This window comes from Halorubrum amylolyticum, from assembly GCF_004114995.1.
In the GTDB taxonomy this organism is placed as follows: Archaea; Halobacteriota; Halobacteria; order Halobacteriales; family Haloferacaceae; genus Halorubrum; species Halorubrum amylolyticum.
Map to the genome: position 1 here is coordinate 136,457 of NZ_SDJP01000002.1, position 23,912 is coordinate 160,368.

A 23,912-nucleotide genomic window follows, 5' to 3' on the forward strand; every position below is an offset into this window, starting at 1 on the left:
CCGGGTTTCGTGTCGGGCTCCCCGTCGTCGGTCGGATCGGACTCCGCGTCGTCGTCCGCGTCGGGCTTCGTGTCTTCAGTCGGGTCTGATTCCGCTTCGTCCTCCTCTTCCACCACGGCCACGTCGCGGCCGTCGTCCTTCTTCGGGATCTCGACCTGAAGGGTGCCGTTCCGCGTCAGCGTCGCGTTCGCGCCCTGTGGCGTCACGTTCGCGTCGCGGGGGAGCTCGGCGCTCCCCGAGAGCGAGACGCCGCGGCCGGGGAACAGCATCTCGTAGCCGTCGTAGAAGTCGCGGAACCGGTCGAGCTCGACCTCGACCGTGTGGTCGAGGAACGTCACGGTCAGGTCCTCGCCGCGGACGCCGGGGGCGTCGAAGACGACGAGGTAGGCGTCGTCGCTCTCGAGGAGGTCGTACGAGAGCGGCCGCCGCTCCTGCATCTTGCTCCACCCGCGGCCGAGGCGTTCGAGGGCGCGGCGGACGACCGACCGCCCGGTCTCGACGAGTCCGCTCACGGGCTACACCTCGATCTCGGCGAGATCGCTCCCGCCGCAGTACGGGCACGACAGGTCCTCGACCGCGTGGTCGTCGGGCACGTCGTAGGTGTAGTGGTTCTCGAACATGTCGAGTTCGCAGTCGTCGCTCTCGCATTTGACCTCCGTCGTCGATGGCATATACCGACGTGTTGTGTCGGCGAGGGCTTAAACGGCGTGGCGGCGGCGGTCGAGGCGTGCGGAGCGCGCGCCGCCGTGGCGGTGTGATCGCCGCGGCGATCAGATTCCCGCTCCGCGCATGCGGTCCGGAACGACCGTCCGCTCCGCGAGCAACGCGACGAGGACCCCGAGCGTGACTCCCGCCATGAAGCCCGGCCCGTACGGGAAAAGCGCCGGGGCGAACGCGAGCGAGACGCCGAGCCAGACGGACGCGAGGAGAATCCCGGCGCCCGCGGCGACGTACGTCAACGTCTCGCGGCGGTCGCTCGGAATCCGGTCCCGCGCCAGCCACGCGATCGGTCCGAAGACGAGGGCCGTGCCGACCGCCCACGCGGCCGCGATGCCCCACGGACGCGGCTCGGCGGCGTAGAACTGTCCCGCGGCGAAGAGGCAGAATCCGGCGAGTACGATGTACCGCACGACGCGGAGCCGGGTTGAAATCGTCTCGGAGGGCATAGATCTCGTTTCTGAGCCGTCTGACATAAACGATTCCCCGCCGCGTTCCGCGCCGCCCCCGACGTTCCGCACGCTTTTCCCGTCTCGGCCGACTACGATGGGGCAACATGACCGATTCGCCCGCGTCGGGCCGGGGCTCGCTCCCGGCCGACCCGAACGACCTCTCCGTCACCATCGTCGACGGCTACGTCGACGAGCCGGCCCACTTCGGCGTGCCGCCGTACATCTCGACGTACCCGCGGTACACCGCCGGCGCGCTCGTCGACGCGGGCGTCCCCGAGTCGCGGATCACCTACCACACCATCGACGAACTCCGCGAGGACCGTGGCAAGCACGCCGACGTGGCCGACGCGGACCTCATGGTGTACGTCGGCGGGATGACGGTTCCCGGAAAGTACGTCGGCGGGACCCCCGCGGAGCCGGACGAGGTCCGGGAGCTGGGGTGGACCGCGGACGGCGTCACCCTGCTCGGCGGTCCCGTGCGGTTCGGCGTCGGCGACGAGAACGCGGGCGCGCAGGAGACCGAGCGCGACGACCTCGACTACGACTTCGTCGCCATGGGCGACGTGGAGGCGGCCGCGTACGACCTCGTCCGCGAGGGGTTAGAGGGGTTCGGCAACCGGATGCGCGACAACGCGGAGATCGACCGGTGGGCCGAGAAGGGGGCGTTCGTCGTCGAGCAACACCCCAACCACCCCGACTACCTCATCTGCGAGATGGAGACCTCCCGCGGGTGCGCCTACCGGTGTTCGTTCTGCACGGAGCCGCTGTACGGGAGCCCGGCGTTCCGCGAGGCGCAGTCGGTCGTCGGCGAGGTCGACGCGCTCTCCGACCGCGGGGTCAAACACTTCCGGCTCGGTCGACAGGCCGACATCCTCGCGTTCGGCGGCGACGGTGAGGCGCCGAACCCGGACGCCCTCCGGGAGCTGTACGGCGGGATTCGCGAGGTCGCGCCCGACCTGCAGACGCTCCACCTCGACAACATGAACCCGGTGACGATCACCGATTACCCCGAGGCCTCCCGCGAGGCGATCCGCGTGATCGCCGAGCACAACACGCCCGGCGACACCGCGGCGTTCGGGCTGGAGTCCGCGGACCCGGTGGTCCAGGAGGAGAACAACCTGCTCGTCACCGCCGAGGAGTGTCTGGAGGCCGTCCGCGTCGTCAACGAGGAGGGCGGCTGGCGGCCGGGCGACACGCCGGAGTCGACGCCCGGCGCCGACGACCGGGTGACCGGTCCCTCGACCGGGCCGGACGCCTCGCCGCGGCTGCCGAAGCTCCTCCCCGGAATCAACCTCGTCCACGGGCTCGCGGGCGAGCGGCCGGAGACGTACGAGCACAACAAGGCGTTCCTCCAGACCGTCTACGACGAGGGGCTCATGCTCCGCCGGATCAACATCCGGCAGGTGATGGCGTTCGCCGGCACGGAGATGGCCGAGACGGGCGCCGACATCGCACAGGAGCACAAAGAGCAGTTCCAAGCGTACAAGAAGGAAGTCCGCGAGACCGTCGACAACCCGATGCTCGACCGGGTCGTCCCGCCTGGGACCGTCCTCCCCGACGTTCACTTGGAGTACCATCAGGACGGCAAGACGTTCGGGCGCCAGCTCGGCACGTACGCGCTCCTCGTCGCCGTCCCCGGCGAACGGGAACTCGGCACCGCCATCGACGTAGCGATCACGGACCACGGCTACCGCTCCGTCACTGGCGTCCCGTACCCCCTCGACGTGAACGCGGCGTCGATGGACGAGCTGACCGCGATCCCCGGCATCAACCGGAGCAAGGCGGGCGACATCGTCGTCGGCCGCCCCTACGGCTCGGTCGACGAGGTCGACGCCGGCGTCGCCGATCTCTCGCGGTTCGCCGTCGCCGACGACACGAACGTGCCGATTCCGGGCCGCGAGCGCGCCGGATCTGGTCCCGGTCCCGCCGCGCGCTCCCTGCTCGATCGGCGCGACGGCTCCTCGGTGGGCCGCGGGGACTGAGTCGATGGCGGCGCCGGACCCGGAGTCGCCGGTCACTCGCGTCGAGGTCGCGGTCGACACCCGCGCGCCCGGCGGGACGACGAACGCCTACCTCGCGGCCGGACTCCTCGTCGACCCCGCGGCCCGCACCGACGCGCTCGACGCGGCGATCGGCATCGACGGAGCGGGCGGAAACGGAACGGAGAACGTCGCAGTCGACGCGATCGCGGTCACGCACACGCACCCCGATCACGTCGGCGCGGTCGCCGCGTACGCCGACCTGACCGGCGCGCCCGTGTTCGCGCACGCGGACCACGTCGACCGGTTCGCGGGGGAGACCGGCGTCGAGCCGGACGGGACGTTCCGCGACGGCGACCGCGTCGGCGACGCTCCCGTCCGCGCGATCGAGAGGCCCGGGCACGCCCCGGATCACGTCGCGTTCGCGGTCGAGTCGGAGAGTGAGTGCGGTAGAGGTGCCGGGGAGGGCACGGTCCGCGAACTCCTCTGTGGCGACCTCGCGGTCGCCGAGGGGAGCGTCGTCGTCGGCGCCCCCGAGGGCGACCTTCGAGACTACTTGGACAGCCTCGAACGGGTCCGAGACGCCGACTACGCGCGGCTGTACCCGGGACACGGACCCGCCGTCGACGACCCGGTCCCCGTCTGCGGGCGCCTGATCGATCACCGCTTGGACCGCGAGCGCGCGGTCCTCGGTGCGGTCGAGGCCGGCGCTGACGACGTTGACGCCGTGGTCGACGCCGCCTACGAGAAGGACCTGACCGGCGTCGCGGACCTCGCGCGGGCGACGGTCGTCGCGGACCTCGAAAAGCTGCTCGCGGAGGGACGGATCGGTCGGGAGTGGGCGGATCGGATCGACGGCGAGGCGCCCGACGAGTAAGCGCTTCCGTCGGCGTCAGGGTTCGTCGGCGTCAGGGTTCGTCGGCGTCAGGGTTCGTCGGCGTCAGGGTTCGCCGGCGTCAGGGTTCGGCTTCGAGATTGGCCGCCAGCTCGTCGAGCGGCGTCTCGGTCACGTCCACGAACCGGCTGCCGACATCCTTGACGCCGCCGTCGGTCTCGGGGTCGTCGCCGACGTGAACCAGCGATGCGGGCGCGACGCCGAGGGCCTCGGCCGCCGCCTCGAACGCCTTCGGGTGGGGCTTCCGCCAGCCGCAGCCGATGCTGGTCGTGACCGCGTCGAACTCGCCGCGGAGGCCGGCGCGGATCAGCGTCTTGGGGACTAACTCGGGCACCGCGCAGTTCGAGAGGAGGCCGACGGGGCCGCGGTCGCTCACGTCGCGGACGGCCTCTCTGGCGCCGTCGCGCCGGGTCACGTCCGGGTCGAACGCCGCGACGACCGCGTGCCGGACGACGTTGTCCGCGGCCTCGACGCCGCGGGAGTCGAGCGCGTGCGCGACGTGCGCGGGGAGGGGGACCTCGGCGCCCGCCGGGGCGTCCACGTGTCGCTCGCCGTACGCGACGTGCCAGTCGTCCGGCACCGCGACGCCGCGCGACTCCAGCTCGCGCGCGACGATCTCCGCGGGGTCGGACGGGTACTCGACGTCGACGAGGGTCCCGAACAGATCGAAAGTGACTGCCACAGTATCGGAACTACGGCGAAAGCGGGATTGAACCTGTCGGTCGGCGCGGTCGATACCGGGTTCCGGGATCGTCCGGACGCTCGGACCCCCGTCGGGGCGCGCTCGTCAGAACATCGGCGCGACGTGGAGCGCGTAGAACCGGTAGAGCCCGGTCACCCACGCGCAGAGCCAGAGGAGCATGAACCCGGCCACGCCGGCTCGGAGCCGGGCGCGCCAGTGGCCCATGTCCTCGTGGATCTCGTCGATGTCGACGTCCGGGTCCTCGTAGGCGTCGGCGTTGCGCTTCGCCTGCAGAATTCGGGCGATGCCGGTGAGCGCGAACGCCAACAGCGCGTACGCCTGCACCCCGAGGAACGCGTGGATCACGGCGAGCCCGGACAGGTGCATGAAGAGCCGCGGGATCATCCACCCGACGATCGGAACGGTCGTGAGCACCAGCCCGGCAGCGATGTACCGCAGGTGGCGCATGAGGACGGTCCACGTCACGGTCTCGGTGTCGATCATGATCCACGCCCCGTACAGCAGGAACGGGAGGCTCGCCGTCACCGACAGCCCGGCCGCCGCCGCGATAACCGACTCGTCGACCATTGTCCGCGGTTGCGTCTCCGGCGCGTAAAGCCTCGCGATCCGCGGCTCCGCGGTCATGGCATCCTCAGGGACCGCGCCGCCACGGATCGCCCCGCCACGGATCGCCCCGCCCGTAGACGAAAACAGTTAGCGTCCGGAGCGCGTACCACCGGGCGATGGAGGACACCTCGACGGGACCGGAGCCGGCGTCGCAGTCGGACCGGGCACCGGACGAGCCCGACGGCGACGGGTCTCCCGAAGGCGGCGCGTCCCACGGGAACGGAGACGCATCCGACGCCGCGTCCGATGCTCCCGACGCCGCGGACGACCTCGCCGCGCTCCGCGAGCGGGTCGACGAGGAGTACGACTTCGACGACTTCGGCCCCGCCGATATGGCCCGGATGAGCGCCGAGGAGTGGGACGCCGCGTTCGATCCGGACTCGTGGATCACCGGCGACCGGCTGCTTGACCGCGCCGAGGCGGAGCTGAAATCCCGGATCGCACGCCGGGAGGTGTTCGGCGTGTTGGAGCACGTCCACGAGGACGGCGACGATCGACTCCTCGTGTACTCCGACGAGGGGTACGTGATCGTCCGGCCGACGGGCGAGGTGACCGGTCAAGGGACCGTGCTCCGCGATGTCGAGCCGATCGTCGCGCTGGCGGCGATGGAGTCGTACGACGTGCCCGAACCCCCGGACGACTGGTCGCTCCCGCATCCCGACACCGTTCCGGAGGGCTCCGGCGAGTTCGGCAACCTGATGATCCAAGTGATCGCGGTCGTGCAGGTGCTCGCCGGGGCGGCGCTGCTCGTCGCCTCGCTTGTCGCCGACCTGAACACGATCGTCGCGCCGGTGATGGGGATCGTGTTCCTGCTCATCGGACTGTTGCTTTTCGTCATGGTCGCGAACGCGCGGCTCTCCGATCGGTTCCGTTCGGAGGAGTACCGCGAGCGGCTGCGGGCCCTCCGACAGGCCAAGGAGCGCCCCGACTTCGTCCCGGTCGAAGGCGGGGTCGTGAACGAGGAGGAGCAAGACGAGTGAACCGCCGATATCGCGGGACACAGGCCTTGTAAAGGCCTCCGAGTCGACGGGTTCAGTCGGTGGGTTTAAGCGCACCCCGTCCCGAGTGAACCTGTATGAAAAGGCGGGAATTCGTGCGCACGGCCGGCGGTGCGACCGCCGTGGCCGCGGCCGGTGCCGGGGGGACCGGGACGGCCGCCGCACAGGAGCAACAACCGGTCTGGCCGAGCGGGGTCACGAGCGGGAACCTCGGGACGTACCAAGACGCCCGCGGCGAGAGCGAGGTGACCATTCATGTCGGCGCGGGCGACAGCGGGCTCGCGTTCGATCCGACCATGCTGTGGGTCGATACCGGCACGACGATCACGTTCGAGTGGACTGGGAACGGCGGCGACCACAACGTCCAAACCGTTGAGGGCGGCGGGCCGGCCAGCCTCGACAGCGGCGACCCGGTCGGCGAGGAGGGATACACCTACGAGTACGAGGTGACCGAGGAGGATGTCGGCATCACCCACTACCAGTGCGTCCCCCACGCTGCTGTCGACATGCACGGCGGCCTCGCCGTCGGTGAGGACATCGAGACCGAGTCGACCGGCGGCGGAAACACCGGGTGGCCGGAGAACATCGCCCACGTCGGCGTCCCGCTGCACGCCCACTGGGTCGGCATCGCGGCGATTCTCGGCATCGCGCTGACCTTCGTGTTCACCTTCTACCTGCTGAAGTACGGTGAGTCCACCCACACCGGCCACGGGGGGGCCCAATGAGCTCCGGCGGCTCCTCGTACGGCGACATCCACCGGTACGAGCCGGCCCGCGAGAGCACCGCAGCCGCGATCGCGATCGTGCTTCTCACCGTCGTCGAGGTCGTGTTCGTCTCCCTGTTCGTCTTCGGCCTCATGTCCGCCTGGGCCTCGACGGAGTTCGGGAACATGTTCGCCGGCGCCTTGCTGGCGATGATCTTCATCGACCTCGCCTTCATCCTCCTCCTGTACCGCAAGGAGTTCTTGCCGGACGTGATGATCGTAAAGAAGCGCCGCCGCAAGTGGGAGGACCTCTACGTCCGCGAGGAGGAGAAAGACGGCGTCGGAGTCGACACCGGAGACCTGTCCGAGACGCTCAAGCGGGCCGTCTACCCGTACTACAAGAAGTAACCTGACAATGAGCCTCAAAAAACAAGACGAGATGGACCACACCGCGTGGCTCAAAAAGCAGGATCTGACGGTCATCGAGACCGCGTTCCTCACCACGCTCATCTGGCTCGACAAGCGGCTCCGCATCGTCGACTACCTCGAACTGCTGGAGACGATGTACTACCGCGCGAACCTCCAGATGCCGAAGAGCCACACCGAACAGTACGACCTCGACAACAAGTTCTGGTACTGGTACCCCCTGTACTCGCTCGGCTCCCTGTCGATCATCGCGTACCTGCTCGCCGCGGTCTCCGGCGCGCTGCTCGGGTTCTACTACGCCCCGTCGACCGCCGGCGCCGCCGCGCAAGGCGACCCCACGGCCGCGTACGACTCGCTCGTGATGATCATGAAGGACGTGCAGTTCGGGTACATGCTCCGCTCGATCCACCGCTGGGCCGCCCAGTTCATGGTGGCGGCGGTGTTCCTCCACATGCTTCGCGTGTACTTCACCGGCTCCTACAAGGAGCCCCGCGAGGTCAACTGGGTACTCGGGATCGTTCTCATCGGTCTGACGCTGCTGTTCGGCTTCTCCGGGTACGTGCTCCCGTGGAAGCAGCTCTCGTACTGGGCCGCACAGATCGGCGTCGAGATGGCGCTCGCGACGCCCCTCGTGGGCGAGTGGGCGGCACAGCTCCTGTTCGGCGGCTTCACGCTCGGACAGGCGACGCTCGTGAGAATGTACATCCTGCACGTCTTCGTGTTGCCGTTCGTGGTGACGGGGCTCATCGCCCTCCACGTCGGCATCGTCTGGGTGCAGGGCATCGCGGAGCCGCACTAAACCAATGACCGACGACGACACTCCCATGACGGACGGAGGCACCGACGCGGAAGCGCGCACGGACGGCGGTCCGCCGGCCACCGTGCCGCCGGACGACGAGACGCCCACCTGGTCGGAGCGCAAGGAGCGCTCGCAGGGGCTCGCCCAGCTCACCTACCAGTACTTCGAGCGCTCCCGCCGCGAGGACGAGGACCTCCGCGCCGAGTCGACGTACGTCGAGCGCGACGTGCTCGGCTTCCCGACGTGGCCCCACGAGACGCTCCGGAACCTCGCGATCACGAGCTTCTTCGTCGGGGTAATGATCCTCGTCGCGGCGCTGATGCCGGCGCACTTCGGCGAGCCCGCCAACGCCGGTTCGACGCCGGCGATCATCCTCCCCGACTGGTACCTCTACTGGTCGTTCGGCCTGCTGAAGCTCAACCCGCTCAACCCCGAGCTGGCCGTGCTCGGCGGTAACATCGTGATGTCGAACGAGCTGCTCGGCATCGTCGCCCACGGGATCATCTTCGGCGTCATCGGGCTCGTGCCGTTCCTCAACAAGGGGAGCGCACGCCGTCCCGTCGAGCAGCCGTTCTGGGCCGCCGTCGGCGTGACGGGCGTTATCCTGGCGTTCACGCTCGCGGCGCTCGCGATCCAGAACTTCTTCCCGATCTCGCTCGACCTGCTCCTCTCCCTCACGTTCGTGTTGCCCGTACTCGGCGGCATCATCACCTACGCGGTGTTGAAGACGATGCGCGAAGGGTACATGTACGACCTGAACCGCCGGTACTACATGCTGCGGCCCCCGAAGTAACGGGCCGAACTGCCCCGATTTTGCGGTCTCCGTCACGATGTCACCACCACCAGACACCGACGCCGACGCCGACGCCGACGACACCCAGTCGTACGACGAGACGGGCGATCCCGTCGCGACGGACGCCGACGAGGACCCGCGAAACGAACCGACCGGGCCGCGCGTCGGTCCCGAGGGTCGGGAGATCGTCGTCCCGTTCCGGCTGTACAAGGCCGTCACCGTCTTCTCCACGCTCGCCGCCGTGATCGCGTACCTGATCGGCTTCACGCTGATCGACGCGGCGACGCTGCAGATCAGCTTCGTCCGGACGACGATCGTCTACCTGCTCAACAGCGCCGGGCTCTCCCCGTCCGACGACCTGCTGGTGGCGGTCCTCGCGATCACCGGAATCGGGTTCCTCGTCGCCGGAACGGCGGTGTACGTTCTCGGCACGCGGTTCCGCGGGCAAGGGATGGGAAAGCCTCAAGGCGATTCCAGCGAAACCTGAGATAATGGCAGACGAGTTCATCAAGGGGTTCACCCTCTTCACGCTCGGCGGTCTCGGTTGGCTCACCTTCGGCGGGTGGTACCGGACGCCCTCGTACTACGACATCGTCCAGCTCGTCAACCCGGCCGAAGGGGTCAACACGGCGTACGGCGAGATCGGGTTGGTCGTCGGCGACGCGTCGTTCTGGCTGATGATCCTCGGGGCGCTCACGTTCTGGGTGTTCATCCCGGCAAGCCGCCAGCTCCGCGACGTGCTCGGTAACGAAGGCGAGGCTGCGAACTGACCGCGACCGCTCCGGCTTCGATCTTTCACCCTCTGCCTCGTTTCTGTCGTCGTGTCGGCTCCGCGTTTTGATCGCTCGGCTCGCTGTCGACCGCACGATGGGTTCGGTTCTGAGTCACAAGCGAATGAGTGGTGTTGCTGGCGGCCGTTTATCCGTGATCGACGATTCTGCGGCGAACACCTCCAAAGCCCCACCCGCCCAGCACCGCAACCGCACCTCACGCCTCCCCAGCCTCGTCAGTCGCCCTCCGCTTCGCTCCGGGACGACTGACTCCCTCGCACGCGCTCCTCGCGCCCTGCGGGCGCTCGGAGGCGCGCGCCACCGCACAGCGTTTATTTGTATAATTGTCGCCGCCGCTCACGGTTGTTCAAATGTCGTCGCTGCTGTCGAGCAGATTCACTCACTCCCGATATCGATCACGGCCGCTCCCGTACTCACCACGAACATGTCAGAGAACTCTTCTCGTACCATTCGAAGTGATCAAAGTGATAGATACAGAGCGTACGGCTATCTATCAGTTTATCCGCCGAGGGACAGGGTGAAAATAATTTTGCGGGGACGATTCTATGACACGCTCACCACAGCAAGTCAGAATCTGTCCTCTGTTGAGAATATCCACGGAACTCCTGCGTTCCCGATCGAGGCGATCGGGGACAGAACGGTTCGTCGGGTCGCGCTCGCCTAGGCGACGACGAACTGGTTCCAGATCCCCGAGACGAGGAAGAACAGCGAGTAGTAGCCGGCGAACACCAACACGATCAGCGAGGCGGCGATCGAGCTCTTCGGGGCCTCGATCGGCATGTCATTGCGGGCCTCGACGTTGCGCGCCTCCAGTTCGAACAGGTCGGCGATCAGCATCGTGATCACGATCACCGCGAGGATCGTCCCGCTGACGGGCGAGTCGAGGACGAACAGGAACGTCAGGAGCATCAGTCCGATGTTCGTGAACGCGTGGGGCGTGTACGGCTCGACGCTGTCGCCGTCGCTCCCCCGTTCGACGTGGTGCCGGTGCGCGATGTGCCGGGTCGCGAGGTTCGCGACCGCCATCACCAGTATCGCGTACGGCAGCATCGGTCCGACTTCGGACAGCCAGCCGAGCGGAACGAGGAACTGCAGTGGGTCCATACCGACACTTCCGGTCACGAGTTATTAGAGTGTTTCCGATCGGCGCGCTCGCGACGCCCCCTCGGCGCCGCGAACGCCACCCGATCGACCGCCTCGATCTCGATCGGCCGGTGCGGCTCGACGGCCCCGCGTCGCTCCCCGTCGACCACGAGCGCGATCGGCTCGCCCTCCCGTTCGACGGTGAGTCGGACCCGATCCGCTGTGACCCACGCGTCCGTCCGAGTGCTGAACGGGGCGATCGGCGCGACGGGGAGCCCGCCGCCGGGCTCCACGAGGGGGCCGCCGGCGGCGTTCGCGTACCCGTCGCTCCCCAGCGGCGTCGCGGCGACGACGCCGTCGGCGCGGACCGACTCGTCCCGACCGCGGGGGAACCCGACCGCGAACTCCGAGATCCGCGCCGGTTCGTCGGTGACGAGGGCCACGTCGAACGCGGCTCTGGTCGACGTGACCCCTCCGTCGTCGACGGCGAGCACCGGGTGCGTGACGTGCCTGACGGGCTCTCCGGTCTCCTCCCCGTCGAGCAGCCGACGGAGGGCGTCGACGGCGCCGTCGCGGTCGAACGCCAGCCGTCGATCGGCGACCGGGATCACCGTCCCGTCCGGCGCCGCGACGACCGCGTTCCGGATCGCCTCGTCGCCGACCGCCACGAGGAGGGCCGCGTCGCCGTCACCGATCGCCTCCGCCCCCGTGGTCGCCTCCGTCTCGGTGCTCGCTCTCGCGAGGTCCGCGAGCCGCCCCCCGGCGTCTCGGACCGCGTCCCGGAGATCCGACGCGCGCTCACTGCCGCCGACGACGGCGACGCGGCGTTCCGACGCTTCCATGCCCGGTGGTCCGGCCGGCGCGTGTGAAAACCTCCCGGTTCGCGTCGAACGGGGGGGGCTAGAACGGCCAGTCGCCGGTGATCTTCATCCCCGTCGCCTTCCCCTCCCGTTCGAGCGCGGCCGCGATATCGTCGGTCGGCCGCCGCGCGGTCGAGACGTCGTCGCCGGCGAGGTCGACGACGAGCGCCGTCAGGAGGATCGCCTGCTCCCGGAGGTTCCGCGGCTCCAGCTTGTCGAGCGTGTCCGCGCCGGTGTGCCCCCAGCCGCGGCCGCGCCCCTCAGTCTCTCCGGAGACCATGTATCCCGGGATTCCCCGCTCGACGAACGGCCAGTGGTCGCTGTGCGGGACCAGCTTCTCGCCGAGCGCGATCGGGTGATCGAACCGGTCGCGCACGCGCTCGCCGGCCGCCGCCAGCGCGTCGAACCCGTGGTGGTCGAGCCGCAGCGTGCGGCCGAACACGTTGCTGTCGACGTTGACGACGGCCTTGACGCGGTCGGGATCGACGCCCGCGGCGAACCGTGAGGAGCCGACGAGCCCCACCTCCTCGGCGCCGAAGCCGACGAGCCGCACTCTCGTGTCGAGTTCGTCCTCCCGAGCCGCGAGGGCGGTGGCGACCTCGACGAGCGTCGCGGTGCCCGCGCCGTTGTCCATCGCCCCCTCCGCGAGGTCGTGCGCGTCGACGTGACAGGAGACGACGAGGTACTCGTCGGTGTCGGGGCCCAGCTCGGCGACCGCATTCCCGCTCGTCGCGTCGGGCGTCTCGCAGTCGACGGCGACGGTGAGCTCTTCGCCCTCGCGACGGCGCGCGAGGCGCGCGCCGGTCTCCTTCGAGACGCCGACCGCCGGGATCTCGCCGATCGGCGCGTCCGCGGTGCCGACGCTCCCGGTCGGGGGGAGGGTCCCCTCGACGTGGTTCGCGAAGACGAACGCCGCGGCGCCGGCCTCGACGGCGTGGTAGTACTTCTCGCGGCGGTGGACGAACCGGTCGACTGAGTCGGGGGTGTCCGACGAGACCATCACGACCGTCCCGGTTAGGTCCTCGTCGAAGTCCTCGGGGACGCCGTACTCGAGATCGACGAACTCGCCGGTCGCCTCGCCGCTCGGGCTCCGCGGGAGCGCGATGCAGGCGTTTCGGCCGCTCGCGACGACCTCGTCGCCGCGTCGGATCTCGCTGTCGCCCCGCTCCCAACCCTGAATCTCGAACTCCTCGATCCGCGCGTCCCGGGCGCCGGCGTCGGCCAGCGCGTCGCGGGTCAGTTCCAGTCCGGCGCGCTCGCCGTCCGAGCCGGCCATGCGGTCGTCGACGTCGACGAGTGATACGAGGTGGTCCCAGCCGGCGTCGCTCGTGAAGGTGTCGCCGATCCAGTCGGTCATGCGTGTGAGTGTCCGGGATGCGAGTCAAACATTTCGGTGGCGGCGGACGGGGCCGGATTCGGTGGGGTGTCGCGGCGCTCGGAGGCGACCCGACGCGGGACGTTACGCGGCGGGAATCGCCGGGAGAAGCGCCGTCGCGGCCTCGGCGGCCGCGAACGTCGAGTCGTACGCGTGGTTCAACATGAGGTAGGTGACGACCCCGAGCACGAGCGAAAGGAGCCACGCGCTCGCGGCGATCCGACCGACCCGGCGGTGCGGGGTCTCGTTCCGGAGCTCCGCCTCCGAGTGGGTGAGCCCGAGGACGACGGCGTAGAGGACGACGGGCACGGCGACGACGGAGAGGACGATGTGGATCGCGAGCATGAGGAGGTACGCGTAGTAGATCCAATTCCACAGTGGGACCCACGCGTACGCCGACTCCAAGACGAACTCCCGCGTCCCGCCGCCGGCGACCTTCGGGAGGTAGAGCCCGAGGAACACGAGGATGAGGGCGAACGAGGTCGTCATCGCCGCGGCGTGTCTCTTCACCTCGCCGTTGCGAATCCAGTACCAGCCGAGCGAGAGCGTGATGATCGTGACGGTGTTGACGGCGGCGATGGCGTGCGCGAGAAGGTCGACGGTCCCCCGCGTCAGCTCGGGGAACAGCGCCTGAAACTGCGGGACGAGGAACACGCCCCCGACCGCGCCGTAGCCGACGACGGTGAGTAGCACGGTGACCGCGCCGGCCCGCTCTTTGACCCGATCGCGAACGCTGGCGGTGGACATACGCGCCGTTGTCGCGGGACCGTTAATTCGCTTTCGAGCGCGGAACGCGTCGCCGGCTGTCAGGGGGGCAGCTCACCCGTCGATGACGCCAGTTGCGGTCGCGACCTCGATCGCGGCCGCCTCGTTGATCCCGCCCTGCAGGATCGTGTACCGGTCGCGGATCTCGTGGGCGCTGGTGAGGGCGGCGATCAGCTCCGCGTCGTCGATCCCGAGTTCGGCGGCGGTCGTCGGGGCGTCCAGCTCGGCGAGCGCGTCCCGGATCGCGGTCCACTCGCCGTTCTCGCCGCTGTGGAGGTACTCCGTCATGATCGAGGCGACGCCGACCTGGTGGCCGTGGAGCGCCCTCCCCGGCGCGGTCCGGTCGAGCTGATGGGAGATGAGGTGTTCCGCGCCGGAGGCGGGCCGCGAGGAGCCCGCGATCGACATCGCGACGCCGGAGGAGACGAGCGCCTTCACGACGACCCACGCCGACTCCTCTAACCCGGGCCGGATCATGTCGGCGTTCTCGACGAGCAGCTCCGCGGTCATCTCCGAGAGCGCGCCCGCGTACTCGCTGTACTCGACGTTGCGGAGCCGCCGGGCGAGCCGCCAGTCCTTCACCGCGGTGTAGTTCGAGATGATGTCCGCACAGCCCGCGGTGGTGAGCCGCCACGGGGCCTCCGCGATCAGCGTCGTGTCCGCGACGACCGCCAGCGGCGGGTCGGCCGCGACCGAGTGGCGCGTGTCGCCCTCGGGGATCGAGGAGCGTCCCGAGACGATCCCGTCGTGGGAGGCGACCGTGGGGACGGAGACGAAGCCGACGCCGAGGTGGTCGGCCGCCATCTTCGCGATGTCGATCGGCTTCCCGCCGCCGAGGGCGATCAGGTAGCCGGGGTCGACCGCCTCCGCGGTCTCGGTGAGCTCCTCGACCGCCTCGAAGGAGGCCTCCTCGACGACTGCGGTCGCGGGGTCGTCGAACTGCGCGCGCACCCGGTCGCCGGCGATCTCGTTGGGCGTCGGGCTCGTCACGATCAGCGGCCGCCCCGTGAGGTACAGCTCGCCGACCGCCGCCCCGAGGTCGTCGAGGACGCCGTGACCCACGAGCACGTTTCGCGGGAGCTTGATCCACGTGGTCTTCTCGAACATACCGGGCGGTCGCGCCCGCGGGTGAAAGCCGTTGTCCATGCGGATCGTCGGCGTCGGCCCGGCTCTTCGAGCGGTTTCGGCCGCCGGAGACTCAGACCCCGACCGCCGCCAGCGTCGTTAGCGTCGTCGCCGCGTCGTAGAGGAAGTAGACGCCGAACCCGGCGAGCACGACCGCGGAGCCGACCGCGACGAGCGGCGCGAACGTCTCGATCCGGCGCTCGGCGGCGACGAGCCCGGTCGGGAACCCCACGACCCACGTCAACACGCCGAGAAAGAACCCGCCGATGAGCGCCGGCGAGCCGGTGGCGACCACGAGCGTCCCGGCGAGGTCCTCGCCGACGACGGGGAGCTGAGCGAGCACGTCGAGCTCGCCCGGACGGAGGAGCCCGACGCCGATCGTCAGCCAGAACAGCACCTGGTACGGGTTCGTCAGGGCGAGCACCAGCGCCTTGCGGAACCCCTTCCCCTCCGCGACGGCGGGCTCGTCGCCCGCGGTGGGTCGGAACGACGCGCGCGCGCCGCGGGCCGCGTCGACGGCGAAGTACAGCATCAGGACGCCGCCGACCGCGACCATGGCGCCCTGTAACAGCGGGAACGACTCCACGATCGCGACGACGCCGAGGTACGCGAGCACGAAGAAGATCGCGTCGGCGGTCGCGGCGCCGAGGCCGGCGCGGAAGCCGGCGAGGCGACCGCGCAGCACCGCCTCCTCGGCGATCACGGCGTTCATCGGTCCGGGCGGGGCCGCGAGCGCCAGTCCGAAGACGACGCCGGCGCCGAGCGTTACGAGGAGACTCACACCGTTCGAGAGGGTCGTTTTCGTGAAAAACCTCGCGAACGAATGGTGGTCGTCACGGCCGAGGAATCCGCATCGATGTACGAGTATGGGCGGTTGCTGTCGGGTGTTGCGGTCGGGGAGCGAGATCGGGTGTTGCGGTCGGCGGGAGCGAGTCGCCCTCGGCCGCGGTCACCTCGCGTCCTCGACCCGGATCGAGCGGGCGATCTCCGCCGGGAGGCTCTGCTCGCCGGTCGGCGTCGTCACGGTCACCATCCCGAACGGGGCGACGTCGACGACTTCCATCTCGGTGCCGGGCGTGATTCCGGCGTCGGCGAGGTACTCCAGCTCGTCCTCGTCGCGGTCGGAGACGCGGGCGACGACCACGCGGTCGCCCTCCTCGCGGTCCGCGAGCCGCGCGCCGCTGCCCTCGTCGACCGGTTCGAGGTCCGCGCTCGGGATCGGGTCGCCGTGGGGGTCGACGGCGGGATCGCCGAGCGCCTCCGCCACGCGGCGCTCGAACGCCTCGGAGATGTGGTGTTCCAAGGCGTCGGCCTCCTCGTGGACCTCGCTCCAGTCGTAGTCGAGCCGCTCCGCGAGAAACGCTTCCAGCAGTCGGTGGTGGCGGACGATCTCCAGGGCGACCACCTCGCCCTCCGCCGTCAGCTCCGCGCCGCGGTACGGCTCGCGCTCGACGAGCCCGCGCTCCTCCAGCTTGCCCAGCATGTCGGTGACCGACGGGGAGGTCTTGTCGAGGTACTCCGCGATCGCGGATGTCGAGACGGGAGGCTCCCGCTCGGACTGGAGGACGTAGATCGCCTTCAGGTAGTCCTCCATCACGTCGCTCAGCATTTATAAGCGATCGCGGGCGCCGGCGGAAATACCTACCGGGAAGCGGTACGGGTGCCGGCTCACCCCGACCTCACTCGTCCTGTAGCTCCGCGTCCCGCAGCGCCTCGTTGAGGTCCTCGCGGACGCGCTCGCCGGTCTCGCGGTCCATCGCGGTGGTGACGATCCGGTTCTCCTGCACGCTGGAGCCGTCCCGCAGGAGGAGCCGGACGTTCCCGTTCGTGCCCGCGCGCGTCGCCTTCGCGCGCAGTCCCGTCCGAGAGCCGGTGCCCCCGGCGTCGATGGGGCCGGGGACGATCTTCTTGACGTGGGGGTGTTGCGCGACCGTGCTGACCGCCTTCCGGCCCTTTCGGTCGCCGATGAGCGTCGAGTGCGACCCGCCGATCTTCTCGCGCGGCGGCGTCTCGACGACCTGTAAGGCGCGGTCGCCGCGGCGGTCGAGCACCCACGAGACGACGGGGCTCTCGCCTTCGCGTTCCGGATCGTCACCGGTGTCCTCGTCGACGCCGGCGTCGGGGACGCGGTAGAACTCGTGGTGGACCTGCGCCCGCGTCTCGCGGAGGGGCTCTCGGGCGCCGGCGGCGTGGACGGTGTCGGGCCGCTTCCGGCGGATCTCGTCGGCGACGCGCCCGGCGAAGTTGCGGAGCTGGATCTCCGTCAGCTGCTCGTCGCTCTCGGGGCGCGTGGTCACGGTCGTCTCGCCGACGACCTCGTCCTCGTCGAGCATCGTGAGCCGGGCGCGGTCTTCCTCGAACACGACGACGACGGCGTCGGCGTTGGCGGTGTTGCAGGTGAGACAGTAGTCCCCGGGCTTGCGGAGGGGGGTTCCACACCGCCGGCAGTTCATAGCGAAGACAGGGCCGTGGCGGATAAAAGCGCGTCCGTTCGGCGAAGCAACCCATATTAGTGGTCGCCGTCCCGATGAGCGGTATGGACACCGACCGCGGCGAGCCGGGGGATCCGAACGGCGCCGACGGGACGGTCGAACCGACCGATCCGAACGGCGCCGACGGGGCGGTCGAACCGACCGACACCGGCGACGGGTCGACGCTCCCGGGGCCGGACCCGCCCGCGGACCTCGTCGAGGAGACCGTCGACGAGGGGTGGGCGTTACAGCTGTTCCGAAACGGGCGGACGAACGCGGCGATCGCGTGGGCGATGGTGGCGGTGCTCGCGGGGGTGTTCGTCGAGAGCCTGCTCGACTTCGACTTGCTCTCGATGGCTCTCGTCGGGGCCATCGCCGCCGTCGTGGTCGCGCCGGCGGTCGCGGCGCGCACGCCGCGCGCGATGCTCCCGTGGGAGCTGCTCGGACTCGCGCTGCTGCCCATCCTCGTGCGCGCGCTGCTCGGCGGGGAGCTCGGCGTCTTCGCGACGTACCTCGCGATCGCCGCGCTGGCGCTCGCCATCACCGTCGATCTCCACATGTTCACCGCGCTGCGGGTGACCCACTGGTTCGCGGTCGTCCTCGTCGTGATGACGACGATGGCGACCGCGGCGGTGTGGACGGTCCTCCGGTGGAACGCCGACCGACTGTACGACACCGCCTACCTGACGACGAACGAGGTGCTGATGGTCGAGTGGATCTACGTCACGCTGGCCGGGCTCGTCGCCGGCGCCCTCTTCGACGCCTACTTCCGGCGCCGCGGGCTGCGGCTCCGACGCGCCCTCCGGCGGGTGGTGCGCCGATGACCGTCGCTCGCCTGTCGCTCCCGCGTCCGTCCGTCGCCAACCAGCGCCGCCTCACCCGCGGGATGCAGGTCCTCCTCGCCGCGATCATCGTCTACGGCGCGGTCGCCGGCGAGCCGAAGGCGATCACCAACGGGGGGCTCGGGCTGTTCGTCACGTTCGTGCCGGCGCTGGTCGACCGTAACTACGACATCCCGCTCGACCCGTGGCTCGGCGTGTGGATCACGTCGGCGGTGTTCTTCCACACGCTGGGGTCCGCGTGGTTCTACGTGCAGATCGGGTGGTGGGACCACCTCACGCACGCGCTCTCGGCGTCGCTCGTCGCGGGCGCGGGGTACACGACGCTGCGCGCTGTCGACCTCCACAGCGACGAGATCCGGATTCCGCCGCGCTTCGCGTTCGTCTTCATCTTCGTCGTCGTCCTCGCGTTCGGCGTCGTCTGGGAGCTGTTCGAGTTCGCCCTCGACATCGCCGCGGACGCGACGGGGGTCTCCATGCCGCTGGCCCAGCACGGGCTCGACGACACGGTGCTCGACCTGCTGTACAACTCGATCGGCGCCCTGCTCGTGGCGACCTTCGGACAGGCGCACCTCACGGGCGTGGCCGAGCTGGTCAGGGAGGGGCTGTTCCCGGGGCGCGACGAGTAGGGTCCGGACGGGGAAGGCTCAGCGCAGACACGCGGCCACGACCCGCAGCGCGGCCTCCCCGCGGACCTCCTTCGCGAGCAGCGGGACCCGCTTCACGTCGCGCCCGCGGAACAGGTCCGCCGCCCGGCGCAGCGCGTCCTGCTGGACCGCCCACCGCCGCGCGCAGAACTCGCAGGTGTCCGGGTTCGGCTCGACGATCCAGTCGGGATCGATCGCGGCCCCGCTCCCGTCGGTCACGTCGCCGACGCCCTCCATCACCCGGTTAACGACGAGGGTGTTCACCGGAATGCCGAACTCGTCGAGGCGTGCGACGAGCCGTTCGGACTCGGCGACGCTCATTTCCTCCGGAATCGTCACCACGCGGAAGTCGGTCTTCGCGGGGTCCCGAAGCACGCTCCGGAGGCGCTCGATCCGCTCGCGGAGCTCGTCGAGGTCGGCGGAGGGGTCGGGGTCGTCGTCCCCGCCGCCGAACATCCCCTTGATCCCGTCCATCATCCCGGAGAAGCGGTTGCGGAGCTTCATCACCCGGCCGATCATCGAGTCCATGATCTCGGGCAGCTGGAGCAGCCGGAGGGTGTGCCCGGTCGGCGCGGTGTCGACGACGACCCGGTCGAAGCGCGGGTCGTCGAGGTACTCCAGCAGCTGGCGCATCGCGGCCGCCTCGTCGGCGCCGGGCATCGTCCCGCCGAGCAGGGAGCCGAGGCCGCCCTCCGCTTCCTCGTCGCCCGCGCCGTCGGCGGGGCCACCCGCACCGCCCGCGCCGTCCATCATCCCGCCCATCGCGTCCCCCATCTCCCCCATCCCGCCGAGGGGGTCGCCGTCGGCGCCGAACATTCCCTCCTCCATCGCGTCGTCGGGGTCGATCTCGGCGGCGTACAGCGGGATCTCCTCGCGGATGCGCGACGGCTCCGCGGGGATATCCGTCTCGTAGGTGTCCGACAGCGAGTGGGCCGGGTCGGTGGAGACCACCAGGGTGTTGACCCCGCCCGCCGCCGAGGCGAGCCCGGTCGCGGCCGCCATCGTCGTCTTCCCGACGCCGCCCTTCCCGCCGTAGAGGACGTACTCCGGGGCGTCGACGCCGGCCGGGAGGTCGGTGGCGGCGTCGGTTTCGGTCGGGAGGTCGGACCCGTCGGCCGAGGCGTCGGGAGCGTCCCCGTGGTCGCTCGGGGCGTCGCCGTCCCCTCCGCGCTCCGACTCCTCGACGCGATCCACCGGCTCGACGTCGATGTCGTCCATACCGACTCGTGGGGGCGGCCCGCTTGTGTACCCGTCGGTCCCGAGAGACGAGCGTTCGGTGAGGCGGTCCGGTCGCCCGACCGCGCGGGCGGTCAGTCGGCGGCCGCGACCCGGTCCGCCGGGCGGAACCGCGCGTCGTCGAGCAGCGCCACGGTCGCCAGCCGGATCGCGTGGGGCCACCCGAGCGGCGTCGCGCTGTCGGGCGTCCCGTCGTCGAAGAACTGCTCGGGGAGGTAGCCGGTCGACTCGCAGAGCGCTCCGCCGGGCGAGACGCGCGCGAGCAGCTCCCGAGCCCGCTCGGCCATGCCGGTCGCGCGCGGATCGTCGCGGTCGGCGAGCAGGATCGCCAGCTCGGCGCAGGCGTTCGCGCCCCACGCGGTCGAGACGGTCCACACCTTCTCGGAGCGCTGACCCGCCCGCCGCCAGCCGTCGCCCTCGTACCGGATCAGTCCCGCGATCTCGTCGGTCTCGTGGGCGAGGCCGTCGACGACCGTCTCGACGTGCGAGACCAGCCGGTCGAGGCGCTCGGCGTCGACTGCGCCGCCCTCGTCGGAGTCGTCGCCGTCGCCTCCGTTCCCGTCCCCGCCGTCGCTCCCGAGCGCGTCGAACGAGCGGTGCGCGCTCGCCAGCGCCAGCGTCGAGGAGTCGAGCCGATCGTCGATCGCCCCCTGAGGCGTCTCGCGGAGCGCGTAACAGCCGCGCTCGGGGACCCAGAGATCGTCGAGGGCGCCGTACACCCGCGTCGCCTGATCGCGGGCGTGGCCGACGAGGTCGTCGGGGAGGGCGGGGTCGAGATCGGCGTTCGGATCGAGCGCGCCCGCGTCGAGCGCGCCCGCGTCCAGCCCCTCGCCGTGGAGGGCGAACTCGCTGTACGCCTCCAGGAACGTCGCGGTCGTGTGCGCGAACCGCCCGGCGCTGTCCTCCCACGCGTTCTGGCAGACGACCGGGCGACCGTCGGACGCGAGGGTCTCGTCGAGCCCGGCGAGCGCGGCGACGAGGGTTTCGTCGAGCCCCTCGACGCCGACGCTCGCGGCGCGCGCCTGCGCGAGGTAGGCGATGACGCTGCCGGTCTGGTCGGCCTGGTAGTCCACGTCGGGGCCGTCCTCGATGCGCGCGTTCGCCCAGCCGGGCGCGAGCGCGCCGTTCCGCGGCCACACGCGGTGTGGCCACGAGCCGTCGGGGCGCTGGGTGGCGACGTACATCTCGGCGGAGCGCGCGTGCCAGTCGTCGAGCCCGAGCCCGAGCCGGTCGTCGGCGTCGAGCGCGAACGCCGAGATCTCGGCGTCGTCGCGGAACCACGTGTAGCCGTAGCCGCCGGAGGTCGCGTAGAAGGGGTCGAAGTCGGGGCCGGCGATCCGGAGCCCGGACGCCGCGGAGAGCAGCGAGAGCACCCGGAGGTCGGCGACCGCCGACTCTCGGGACGGGACTGACTCGGGGACCGAGGGGGTCGTCTCGCCCGCGGCCGCGGCGAGCGCGTCGACGTCGTCGCTCTCGGCGAACAGCTCCGCGAGCCGGTCGCGGGCGGCCTCGCGCGTCGTCTCCTCGCGGTCGGTCAGCAGGGTGCCGACGGTCGCGACGCCCTCCTCGAACGGGGCGTCGACGATGACCTCGCCGGAGAGCCGCTCCTCCTCGTAGCGGTCGCCGTCGCGGTCGCGGGGGAGGTCGGTGGGCGCGTCGTCGAGCAGTTCCGGGAACGTCGCCGGGAGCTGGCCGCGCAGGTCGGAAAAGCCGGTGTCGCTCGCGAGGAAGTCGTGCTCGTCGTCGTGGTACACCTCGATGGCGTTGTCGTACCGGAGCTGCCCCACCCGGTCGTCGCGCCCGTCGGGCGCGAACCGGGCGTACACGACGAGCGAGAGGTTGGCGGGGTCGACGTTCGCGTGCCCGTCGTCGCCCACGTCGATCGCCGCGCGCGTGAGGTGGGCGTCGCCGATCGTCGCGTCGTGGCGGATCACCGTCCCGCGGTCGGTCTCGTGAACGGTTTCGATCAGGGTCGTGTCGCCGACGTAGCGCTGCTCGGTCGCGACCTCGTCGAGCCACGTGACCTCGTCGCCGACTGCGAGGCCGACGCGCGAGCGGACGAGTCCCGTCCGACCGGTCAGCGGGTAGCCGAAGTCCCGGATCTCGCCGTCGGCGTCGACGTGGACGAGCCGCCCCTCGCCGCCCGAAAACCGACCGGTGACGGTCCGGCGTTCGCCGGGAAACCGGGTGGCGTGCCCGGTGTTTCGCTTGTAGTCGTCGAGCGCGTCGCGGAGTTGCATTACGCTGGTAAACGACCCCTCCGCGTATGAAGTTTTGGTGTAATTATTATTCATTCATTTGAAAGACGGGGATCTCAACCCGGGGTGCCGCCGGTAGCCCGCATGCACGAACCCGGTTCGCCGCGCACGACGAGAGTCGGCGAATCCGTCGAGATGGCCCCGCGGAGCCCCGATTCCGGCGGAACCTACGAGCGGGCCATCCGCGACGCGCCCGCCGCCGCGCCGGTCCTCCGACTCTTATAAGTGGTCCCCTCGCGCATCTCCGCCATGGACGACCGGACGCTGACCGATCTCCTCCGCCGGTTCGGGCTCTCGGACAAGGAGGTCGACACGTACCTCAGCCTCTTGGCGCACGGCGAGGCGAAGGCGAGCACCGTCGCCGACGCCGCGGGCGTGTCGAAACGCTACGTCTACAGCGTGAGCGAGTCGCTCGCGGAGCGCGGCTTCGTCGAGGTGAACGACCACGTCGTGCCGACGACGATCCGCGCGAACCCGCCGGACGAGGTGGTAAACCGGCTCCGCTCGGACGTGGACGCGATCCGCCCCGGGTTGGAGGAGCGCTTCTCGCGGGTGGAGCGACAGACCGAGCAGTTCGAGGTGATCAAGTCCCGGGCGACGGTGATAAAGCGGGTCCGGTCGCTGCTCGCGGACGCCGACGACGAGGTGACGCTGTCGATCACCGCCGGTCACCTCCCCGAGGTCCGCGACTCCCTCGTCGAGGCGGTCGACCGCGGCGTCCTGGTGCTGCTCATCGTCTCCGACGCCGGCGGGGAGCCGGCGGACGTCGAAGGCGGCCTCGACGGCGTCGCCAGCGTCGTCCGGACGTGGAGCGAGGCGATGCCGACGCTGCTCACCGTCGACTCGGCGGCCGGCGTCGTCGTCCCCCCCGAGCTGTTGCGCCGGTCCGACACCGACCGACAGGCGATCCATTTCTCGCAGGAGCAGCTCGCGCCGGTGATCGTCGGCTCGTTCCTCGGGAACTACTGGCCGGCCGCGAACGAGGTCGCGACCGCGGCGCCCGCGCCGCTTCCGATCGAGTACGCGAACTTCAGGCACACCGTCCTCCAGGCGACGCTCCGTCTCCGGGCCGAGGAACCCCCCCGCGTCACCGTGGGCGGTCGGTGGACCGACGACGACGAGTCGGTCGAGATCAGCGGCCGCGTCGTCGAGGCGAAACAGGGGATGGTGGAGCCGACGACCAACGAGTTCCCCGTCGAGCACTCGCTCGTCGTCGAGACCGACGACGGCGAGACCGTCACGGTCGGGGGGCAGGGCGCCTTCGTGGAGGACGTTGAGGCCGACCTCGTGCGGATCGAGGCGGACGAGGAAGGGGCCGCGGAGACGGACGAAGAAAGCTCCGACGAGGCGGACGTGGCGGACGACGAGTAACGGCGAGACGGCAGCGGGCT

27 protein-coding genes are annotated in these 23,912 nt (G+C 70.3%); 12 read left to right on the forward strand and 15 right to left on the reverse strand.

Annotation, left to right across the window (positions count from 1 at the left end; all coding sequences use genetic code 11):
* From ESO89_RS03155 to ESO89_RS03160, 3 genes are all read right to left on the reverse strand, one after another.
* Positions 1 to 512 (reverse strand): Hsp20/alpha crystallin family protein (locus ESO89_RS03155; RefSeq protein ID WP_241686093.1); only part of this gene is annotated, 512 nt, incomplete at its 3' end.
* 3 nt (positions 513 to 515) lie between these two features.
* Positions 516 to 671 carry a DUF7559 family protein gene (locus ESO89_RS18405; protein ID WP_164932736.1) on the reverse strand — a complete coding sequence of 52 codons (156 nt, stop codon included), beginning with the start codon at positions 669 to 671 and terminating at the stop codon, positions 516 to 518.
* 99 nt (positions 672 to 770) lie between these two features.
* Positions 771 to 1,166 (reverse strand): hypothetical protein, encoded by a 396-nt coding sequence (locus ESO89_RS03160; protein ID WP_128904230.1) that lies wholly within the window; start codon positions 1,164 to 1,166, stop codon positions 771 to 773.
* Positions 1,167 to 1,273: 107 nt separating this feature from the next.
* Between ESO89_RS03160 and ESO89_RS03165 the strand changes: the two genes are divergently transcribed.
* Both ESO89_RS03165 and ESO89_RS03170 read left to right on the forward strand, forming a co-directional pair.
* Positions 1,274 to 3,151 (forward strand): radical SAM protein, encoded by a 1,878-nt coding sequence (locus ESO89_RS03165; protein ID WP_128904231.1) that lies wholly within the window; start codon positions 1,274 to 1,276, stop codon positions 3,149 to 3,151.
* A gap of 4 nt (positions 3,152 to 3,155) precedes the next feature.
* On the forward strand, positions 3,156 to 4,025 hold the full coding sequence (locus tag ESO89_RS03170) for an MBL fold metallo-hydrolase (protein WP_128904232.1): 870 nt from the start codon (positions 3,156 to 3,158) through the stop codon (positions 4,023 to 4,025).
* 79 nt (positions 4,026 to 4,104) lie between these two features.
* Here the strand turns inward: ESO89_RS03170 and ESO89_RS03175 are convergent, their stop codons facing one another.
* Both ESO89_RS03175 and ESO89_RS03180 read right to left on the reverse strand, forming a co-directional pair.
* Entirely contained in the window at positions 4,105 to 4,725 is a 621-nt protein-coding gene (locus tag ESO89_RS03175) for an HAD family hydrolase (protein ID WP_128904233.1), read from the reverse strand.
* Positions 4,726 to 4,830: 105 nt separating this feature from the next.
* A complete protein-coding gene (locus ESO89_RS03180) occupies positions 4,831 to 5,313 on the reverse strand; it encodes a DUF7321 family protein (RefSeq protein ID WP_128904234.1) in 483 nt (160 codons plus the stop codon).
* Positions 5,314 to 5,468: 155 nt separating this feature from the next.
* Between ESO89_RS03180 and ESO89_RS03185 the strand changes: the two genes are divergently transcribed.
* The 7 genes from ESO89_RS03185 to ESO89_RS03215 all read left to right on the forward strand — a co-directional run bounded on the left by ESO89_RS03185 (position 5,469) and on the right by ESO89_RS03215 (position 9,841).
* Positions 5,469 to 6,332 (forward strand): DUF7319 domain-containing protein, encoded by an 864-nt coding sequence (locus tag ESO89_RS03185; protein ID WP_128904235.1) that lies wholly within the window; start codon positions 5,469 to 5,471, stop codon positions 6,330 to 6,332.
* Between the two features lie 95 nt (positions 6,333 to 6,427).
* Positions 6,428 to 7,075 carry a halocyanin domain-containing protein gene (locus ESO89_RS03190; protein ID WP_128904236.1) on the forward strand — a complete coding sequence of 216 codons (648 nt, stop codon included), beginning with the start codon at positions 6,428 to 6,430 and terminating at the stop codon, positions 7,073 to 7,075.
* On the forward strand, positions 7,072 to 7,461 hold the full coding sequence (locus ESO89_RS03195) for a DUF7318 family protein (protein ID WP_128904237.1): 390 nt from the start codon (positions 7,072 to 7,074) through the stop codon (positions 7,459 to 7,461). The genes ESO89_RS03190 and ESO89_RS03195 overlap by 4 nt, the downstream gene beginning before the upstream one ends.
* A gap of 7 nt (positions 7,462 to 7,468) precedes the next feature.
* On the forward strand, positions 7,469 to 8,278 hold the full coding sequence (locus tag ESO89_RS03200) for a cytochrome b (RefSeq protein ID WP_128904238.1): 810 nt from the start codon (positions 7,469 to 7,471) through the stop codon (positions 8,276 to 8,278).
* Between the two features lie 4 nt (positions 8,279 to 8,282).
* Positions 8,283 to 9,071, forward strand: coding sequence for a cytochrome b family protein (locus ESO89_RS03205; protein ID WP_128904239.1), 789 nt, complete (start codon positions 8,283 to 8,285; stop codon positions 9,069 to 9,071).
* A gap of 37 nt (positions 9,072 to 9,108) precedes the next feature.
* Positions 9,109 to 9,558: a DUF7315 family membrane protein gene (locus ESO89_RS03210; RefSeq protein WP_128904240.1), complete on the forward strand. Its 450-nt coding sequence runs from the start codon at positions 9,109 to 9,111 to the stop codon at positions 9,556 to 9,558.
* Between the two features lie 4 nt (positions 9,559 to 9,562).
* A complete protein-coding gene (locus tag ESO89_RS03215) occupies positions 9,563 to 9,841 on the forward strand; it encodes a DUF7314 family protein (RefSeq protein WP_128904241.1) in 279 nt (92 codons plus the stop codon).
* A gap of 681 nt (positions 9,842 to 10,522) precedes the next feature.
* Here the strand turns inward: ESO89_RS03215 and ESO89_RS03220 are convergent.
* The 8 genes from ESO89_RS03220 to ESO89_RS03255 all read right to left on the reverse strand — a co-directional run bounded on the left by ESO89_RS03220 (position 10,523) and on the right by ESO89_RS03255 (position 17,523).
* A complete protein-coding gene (locus ESO89_RS03220; protein WP_128904242.1) occupies positions 10,523 to 10,966 on the reverse strand; it encodes a DUF7313 family protein in 444 nt (147 codons plus the stop codon).
* 14 nt (positions 10,967 to 10,980) lie between these two features.
* Positions 10,981 to 11,787, reverse strand: a complete 807-nt coding sequence (locus ESO89_RS03225; RefSeq protein WP_128904243.1) for an NAD(+)/NADH kinase — start codon at positions 11,785 to 11,787, stop codon at positions 10,981 to 10,983.
* A gap of 58 nt (positions 11,788 to 11,845) precedes the next feature.
* Positions 11,846 to 13,162 carry a M28 family peptidase gene (locus ESO89_RS03230; protein ID WP_128904244.1) on the reverse strand — a complete coding sequence of 439 codons (1,317 nt, stop codon included), beginning with the start codon at positions 13,160 to 13,162 and terminating at the stop codon, positions 11,846 to 11,848.
* A gap of 102 nt (positions 13,163 to 13,264) precedes the next feature.
* Positions 13,265 to 13,927 carry a DUF420 domain-containing protein gene (locus tag ESO89_RS03235; protein ID WP_128904245.1) on the reverse strand — a complete coding sequence of 221 codons (663 nt, stop codon included), beginning with the start codon at positions 13,925 to 13,927 and terminating at the stop codon, positions 13,265 to 13,267.
* 72 nt (positions 13,928 to 13,999) lie between these two features.
* Positions 14,000 to 15,052 (reverse strand): NAD(P)-dependent glycerol-1-phosphate dehydrogenase, encoded by a 1,053-nt coding sequence (locus ESO89_RS03240; protein WP_128904246.1) that lies wholly within the window; start codon positions 15,050 to 15,052, stop codon positions 14,000 to 14,002.
* A gap of 91 nt (positions 15,053 to 15,143) precedes the next feature.
* Positions 15,144 to 15,851, reverse strand: a complete 708-nt coding sequence (locus tag ESO89_RS03245) for a LysE family translocator (RefSeq protein WP_128904247.1) — start codon at positions 15,849 to 15,851, stop codon at positions 15,144 to 15,146.
* Between the two features lie 168 nt (positions 15,852 to 16,019).
* The gene (locus ESO89_RS03250; RefSeq protein WP_128904248.1) at positions 16,020 to 16,679 is read right to left on the reverse strand and encodes a metal-dependent transcriptional regulator; all 660 of its coding nucleotides are present in this window, start codon (positions 16,677 to 16,679) and stop codon (positions 16,020 to 16,022) included.
* 70 nt (positions 16,680 to 16,749) lie between these two features.
* Entirely contained in the window at positions 16,750 to 17,523 is a 774-nt protein-coding gene (locus tag ESO89_RS03255; RefSeq protein ID WP_128904249.1) for a DUF2103 domain-containing protein, read from the reverse strand.
* 83 nt (positions 17,524 to 17,606) lie between these two features.
* Between ESO89_RS03255 and ESO89_RS03260 the strand changes: the two genes are divergently transcribed.
* Entirely contained in the window at positions 17,607 to 18,365 is a 759-nt protein-coding gene (locus tag ESO89_RS03260; RefSeq protein WP_394345366.1) for a hypothetical protein, read from the forward strand.
* Between the two features lie 62 nt (positions 18,366 to 18,427).
* A complete protein-coding gene (locus ESO89_RS03265) occupies positions 18,428 to 19,009 on the forward strand; it encodes a hypothetical protein (protein ID WP_394345369.1) in 582 nt (193 codons plus the stop codon).
* Between the two features lie 18 nt (positions 19,010 to 19,027).
* Here ESO89_RS03265 and ESO89_RS03270 read toward each other — a convergent pair whose 3' ends face one another.
* Positions 19,028 to 20,245 (reverse strand): ArsA family ATPase, encoded by a 1,218-nt coding sequence (locus ESO89_RS03270; protein WP_128904252.1) that lies wholly within the window; start codon positions 20,243 to 20,245, stop codon positions 19,028 to 19,030.
* Positions 20,246 to 20,337: 92 nt separating this feature from the next.
* On the reverse strand, positions 20,338 to 22,503 hold the full coding sequence (locus tag ESO89_RS03275) for a glycoside hydrolase family 15 protein (RefSeq protein WP_128904253.1): 2,166 nt from the start codon (positions 22,501 to 22,503) through the stop codon (positions 20,338 to 20,340).
* A gap of 267 nt (positions 22,504 to 22,770) precedes the next feature.
* Between ESO89_RS03275 and ESO89_RS03280 the strand changes: the two genes are divergently transcribed.
* A complete protein-coding gene (locus ESO89_RS03280; RefSeq protein ID WP_128904254.1) occupies positions 22,771 to 23,892 on the forward strand; it encodes a TrmB family transcriptional regulator in 1,122 nt (373 codons plus the stop codon).
* Positions 23,893 to 23,912: the final 20 nt, after the last annotated feature.

Bases quoted from the DNA above. Each gene is read 5' to 3' on its own strand.
- ESO89_RS18405 (WP_164932736.1), bottom strand. From the start codon at position 671: ATGCCATCGACGACGGAGGTCAAATGCGAGAGCGACGACTGCGAACTC.
- ESO89_RS03160 (WP_128904230.1), bottom strand. From the start codon at position 1,166: ATGCCCTCCGAGACGATTTCAACCCGGCTCCGCGTCGTGCGGTACATC.
- ESO89_RS03165 (WP_128904231.1), top strand. From the start codon at position 1,274: ATGACCGATTCGCCCGCGTCGGGCCGGGGCTCGCTCCCGGCCGACCCG.
- ESO89_RS03170 (WP_128904232.1), top strand. From the start codon at position 3,156: ATGGCGGCGCCGGACCCGGAGTCGCCGGTCACTCGCGTCGAGGTCGCG.
- ESO89_RS03180 (WP_128904234.1), bottom strand. From the start codon at position 5,313: ATGGTCGACGAGTCGGTTATCGCGGCGGCGGCCGGGCTGTCGGTGACG.
- ESO89_RS03185 (WP_128904235.1), top strand. From the start codon at position 5,469: ATGGAGGACACCTCGACGGGACCGGAGCCGGCGTCGCAGTCGGACCGG.
- ESO89_RS03190 (WP_128904236.1), top strand. From the start codon at position 6,428: ATGAAAAGGCGGGAATTCGTGCGCACGGCCGGCGGTGCGACCGCCGTG.
- ESO89_RS03195 (WP_128904237.1), top strand. From the start codon at position 7,072: ATGAGCTCCGGCGGCTCCTCGTACGGCGACATCCACCGGTACGAGCCG.
- ESO89_RS03200 (WP_128904238.1), top strand. From the start codon at position 7,469: ATGAGCCTCAAAAAACAAGACGAGATGGACCACACCGCGTGGCTCAAA.
- ESO89_RS03205 (WP_128904239.1), top strand. From the start codon at position 8,283: ATGACCGACGACGACACTCCCATGACGGACGGAGGCACCGACGCGGAA.
- ESO89_RS03210 (WP_128904240.1), top strand. From the start codon at position 9,109: ATGTCACCACCACCAGACACCGACGCCGACGCCGACGCCGACGACACC.
- ESO89_RS03215 (WP_128904241.1), top strand. From the start codon at position 9,563: ATGGCAGACGAGTTCATCAAGGGGTTCACCCTCTTCACGCTCGGCGGT.
- ESO89_RS03220 (WP_128904242.1), bottom strand. From the start codon at position 10,966: ATGGACCCACTGCAGTTCCTCGTTCCGCTCGGCTGGCTGTCCGAAGTC.
- ESO89_RS03225 (WP_128904243.1), bottom strand. From the start codon at position 11,787: ATGGAAGCGTCGGAACGCCGCGTCGCCGTCGTCGGCGGCAGTGAGCGC.
- ESO89_RS03230 (WP_128904244.1), bottom strand. From the start codon at position 13,162: ATGACCGACTGGATCGGCGACACCTTCACGAGCGACGCCGGCTGGGAC.
- ESO89_RS03235 (WP_128904245.1), bottom strand. From the start codon at position 13,927: ATGTCCACCGCCAGCGTTCGCGATCGGGTCAAAGAGCGGGCCGGCGCG.
- ESO89_RS03240 (WP_128904246.1), bottom strand. From the start codon at position 15,052: ATGTTCGAGAAGACCACGTGGATCAAGCTCCCGCGAAACGTGCTCGTG.
- ESO89_RS03250 (WP_128904248.1), bottom strand. From the start codon at position 16,679: ATGCTGAGCGACGTGATGGAGGACTACCTGAAGGCGATCTACGTCCTC.
- ESO89_RS03255 (WP_128904249.1), bottom strand. From the start codon at position 17,523: ATGAACTGCCGGCGGTGTGGAACCCCCCTCCGCAAGCCCGGGGACTAC.
- ESO89_RS03260 (WP_394345366.1), top strand. From the start codon at position 17,607: ATGGACACCGACCGCGGCGAGCCGGGGGATCCGAACGGCGCCGACGGG.
- ESO89_RS03265 (WP_394345369.1), top strand. From the start codon at position 18,428: ATGCAGGTCCTCCTCGCCGCGATCATCGTCTACGGCGCGGTCGCCGGC.
- ESO89_RS03270 (WP_128904252.1), bottom strand. From the start codon at position 20,245: ATGGACGACATCGACGTCGAGCCGGTGGATCGCGTCGAGGAGTCGGAG.
- ESO89_RS03275 (WP_128904253.1), bottom strand. From the start codon at position 22,503: ATGCAACTCCGCGACGCGCTCGACGACTACAAGCGAAACACCGGGCAC.
- ESO89_RS03280 (WP_128904254.1), top strand. From the start codon at position 22,771: ATGGACGACCGGACGCTGACCGATCTCCTCCGCCGGTTCGGGCTCTCG.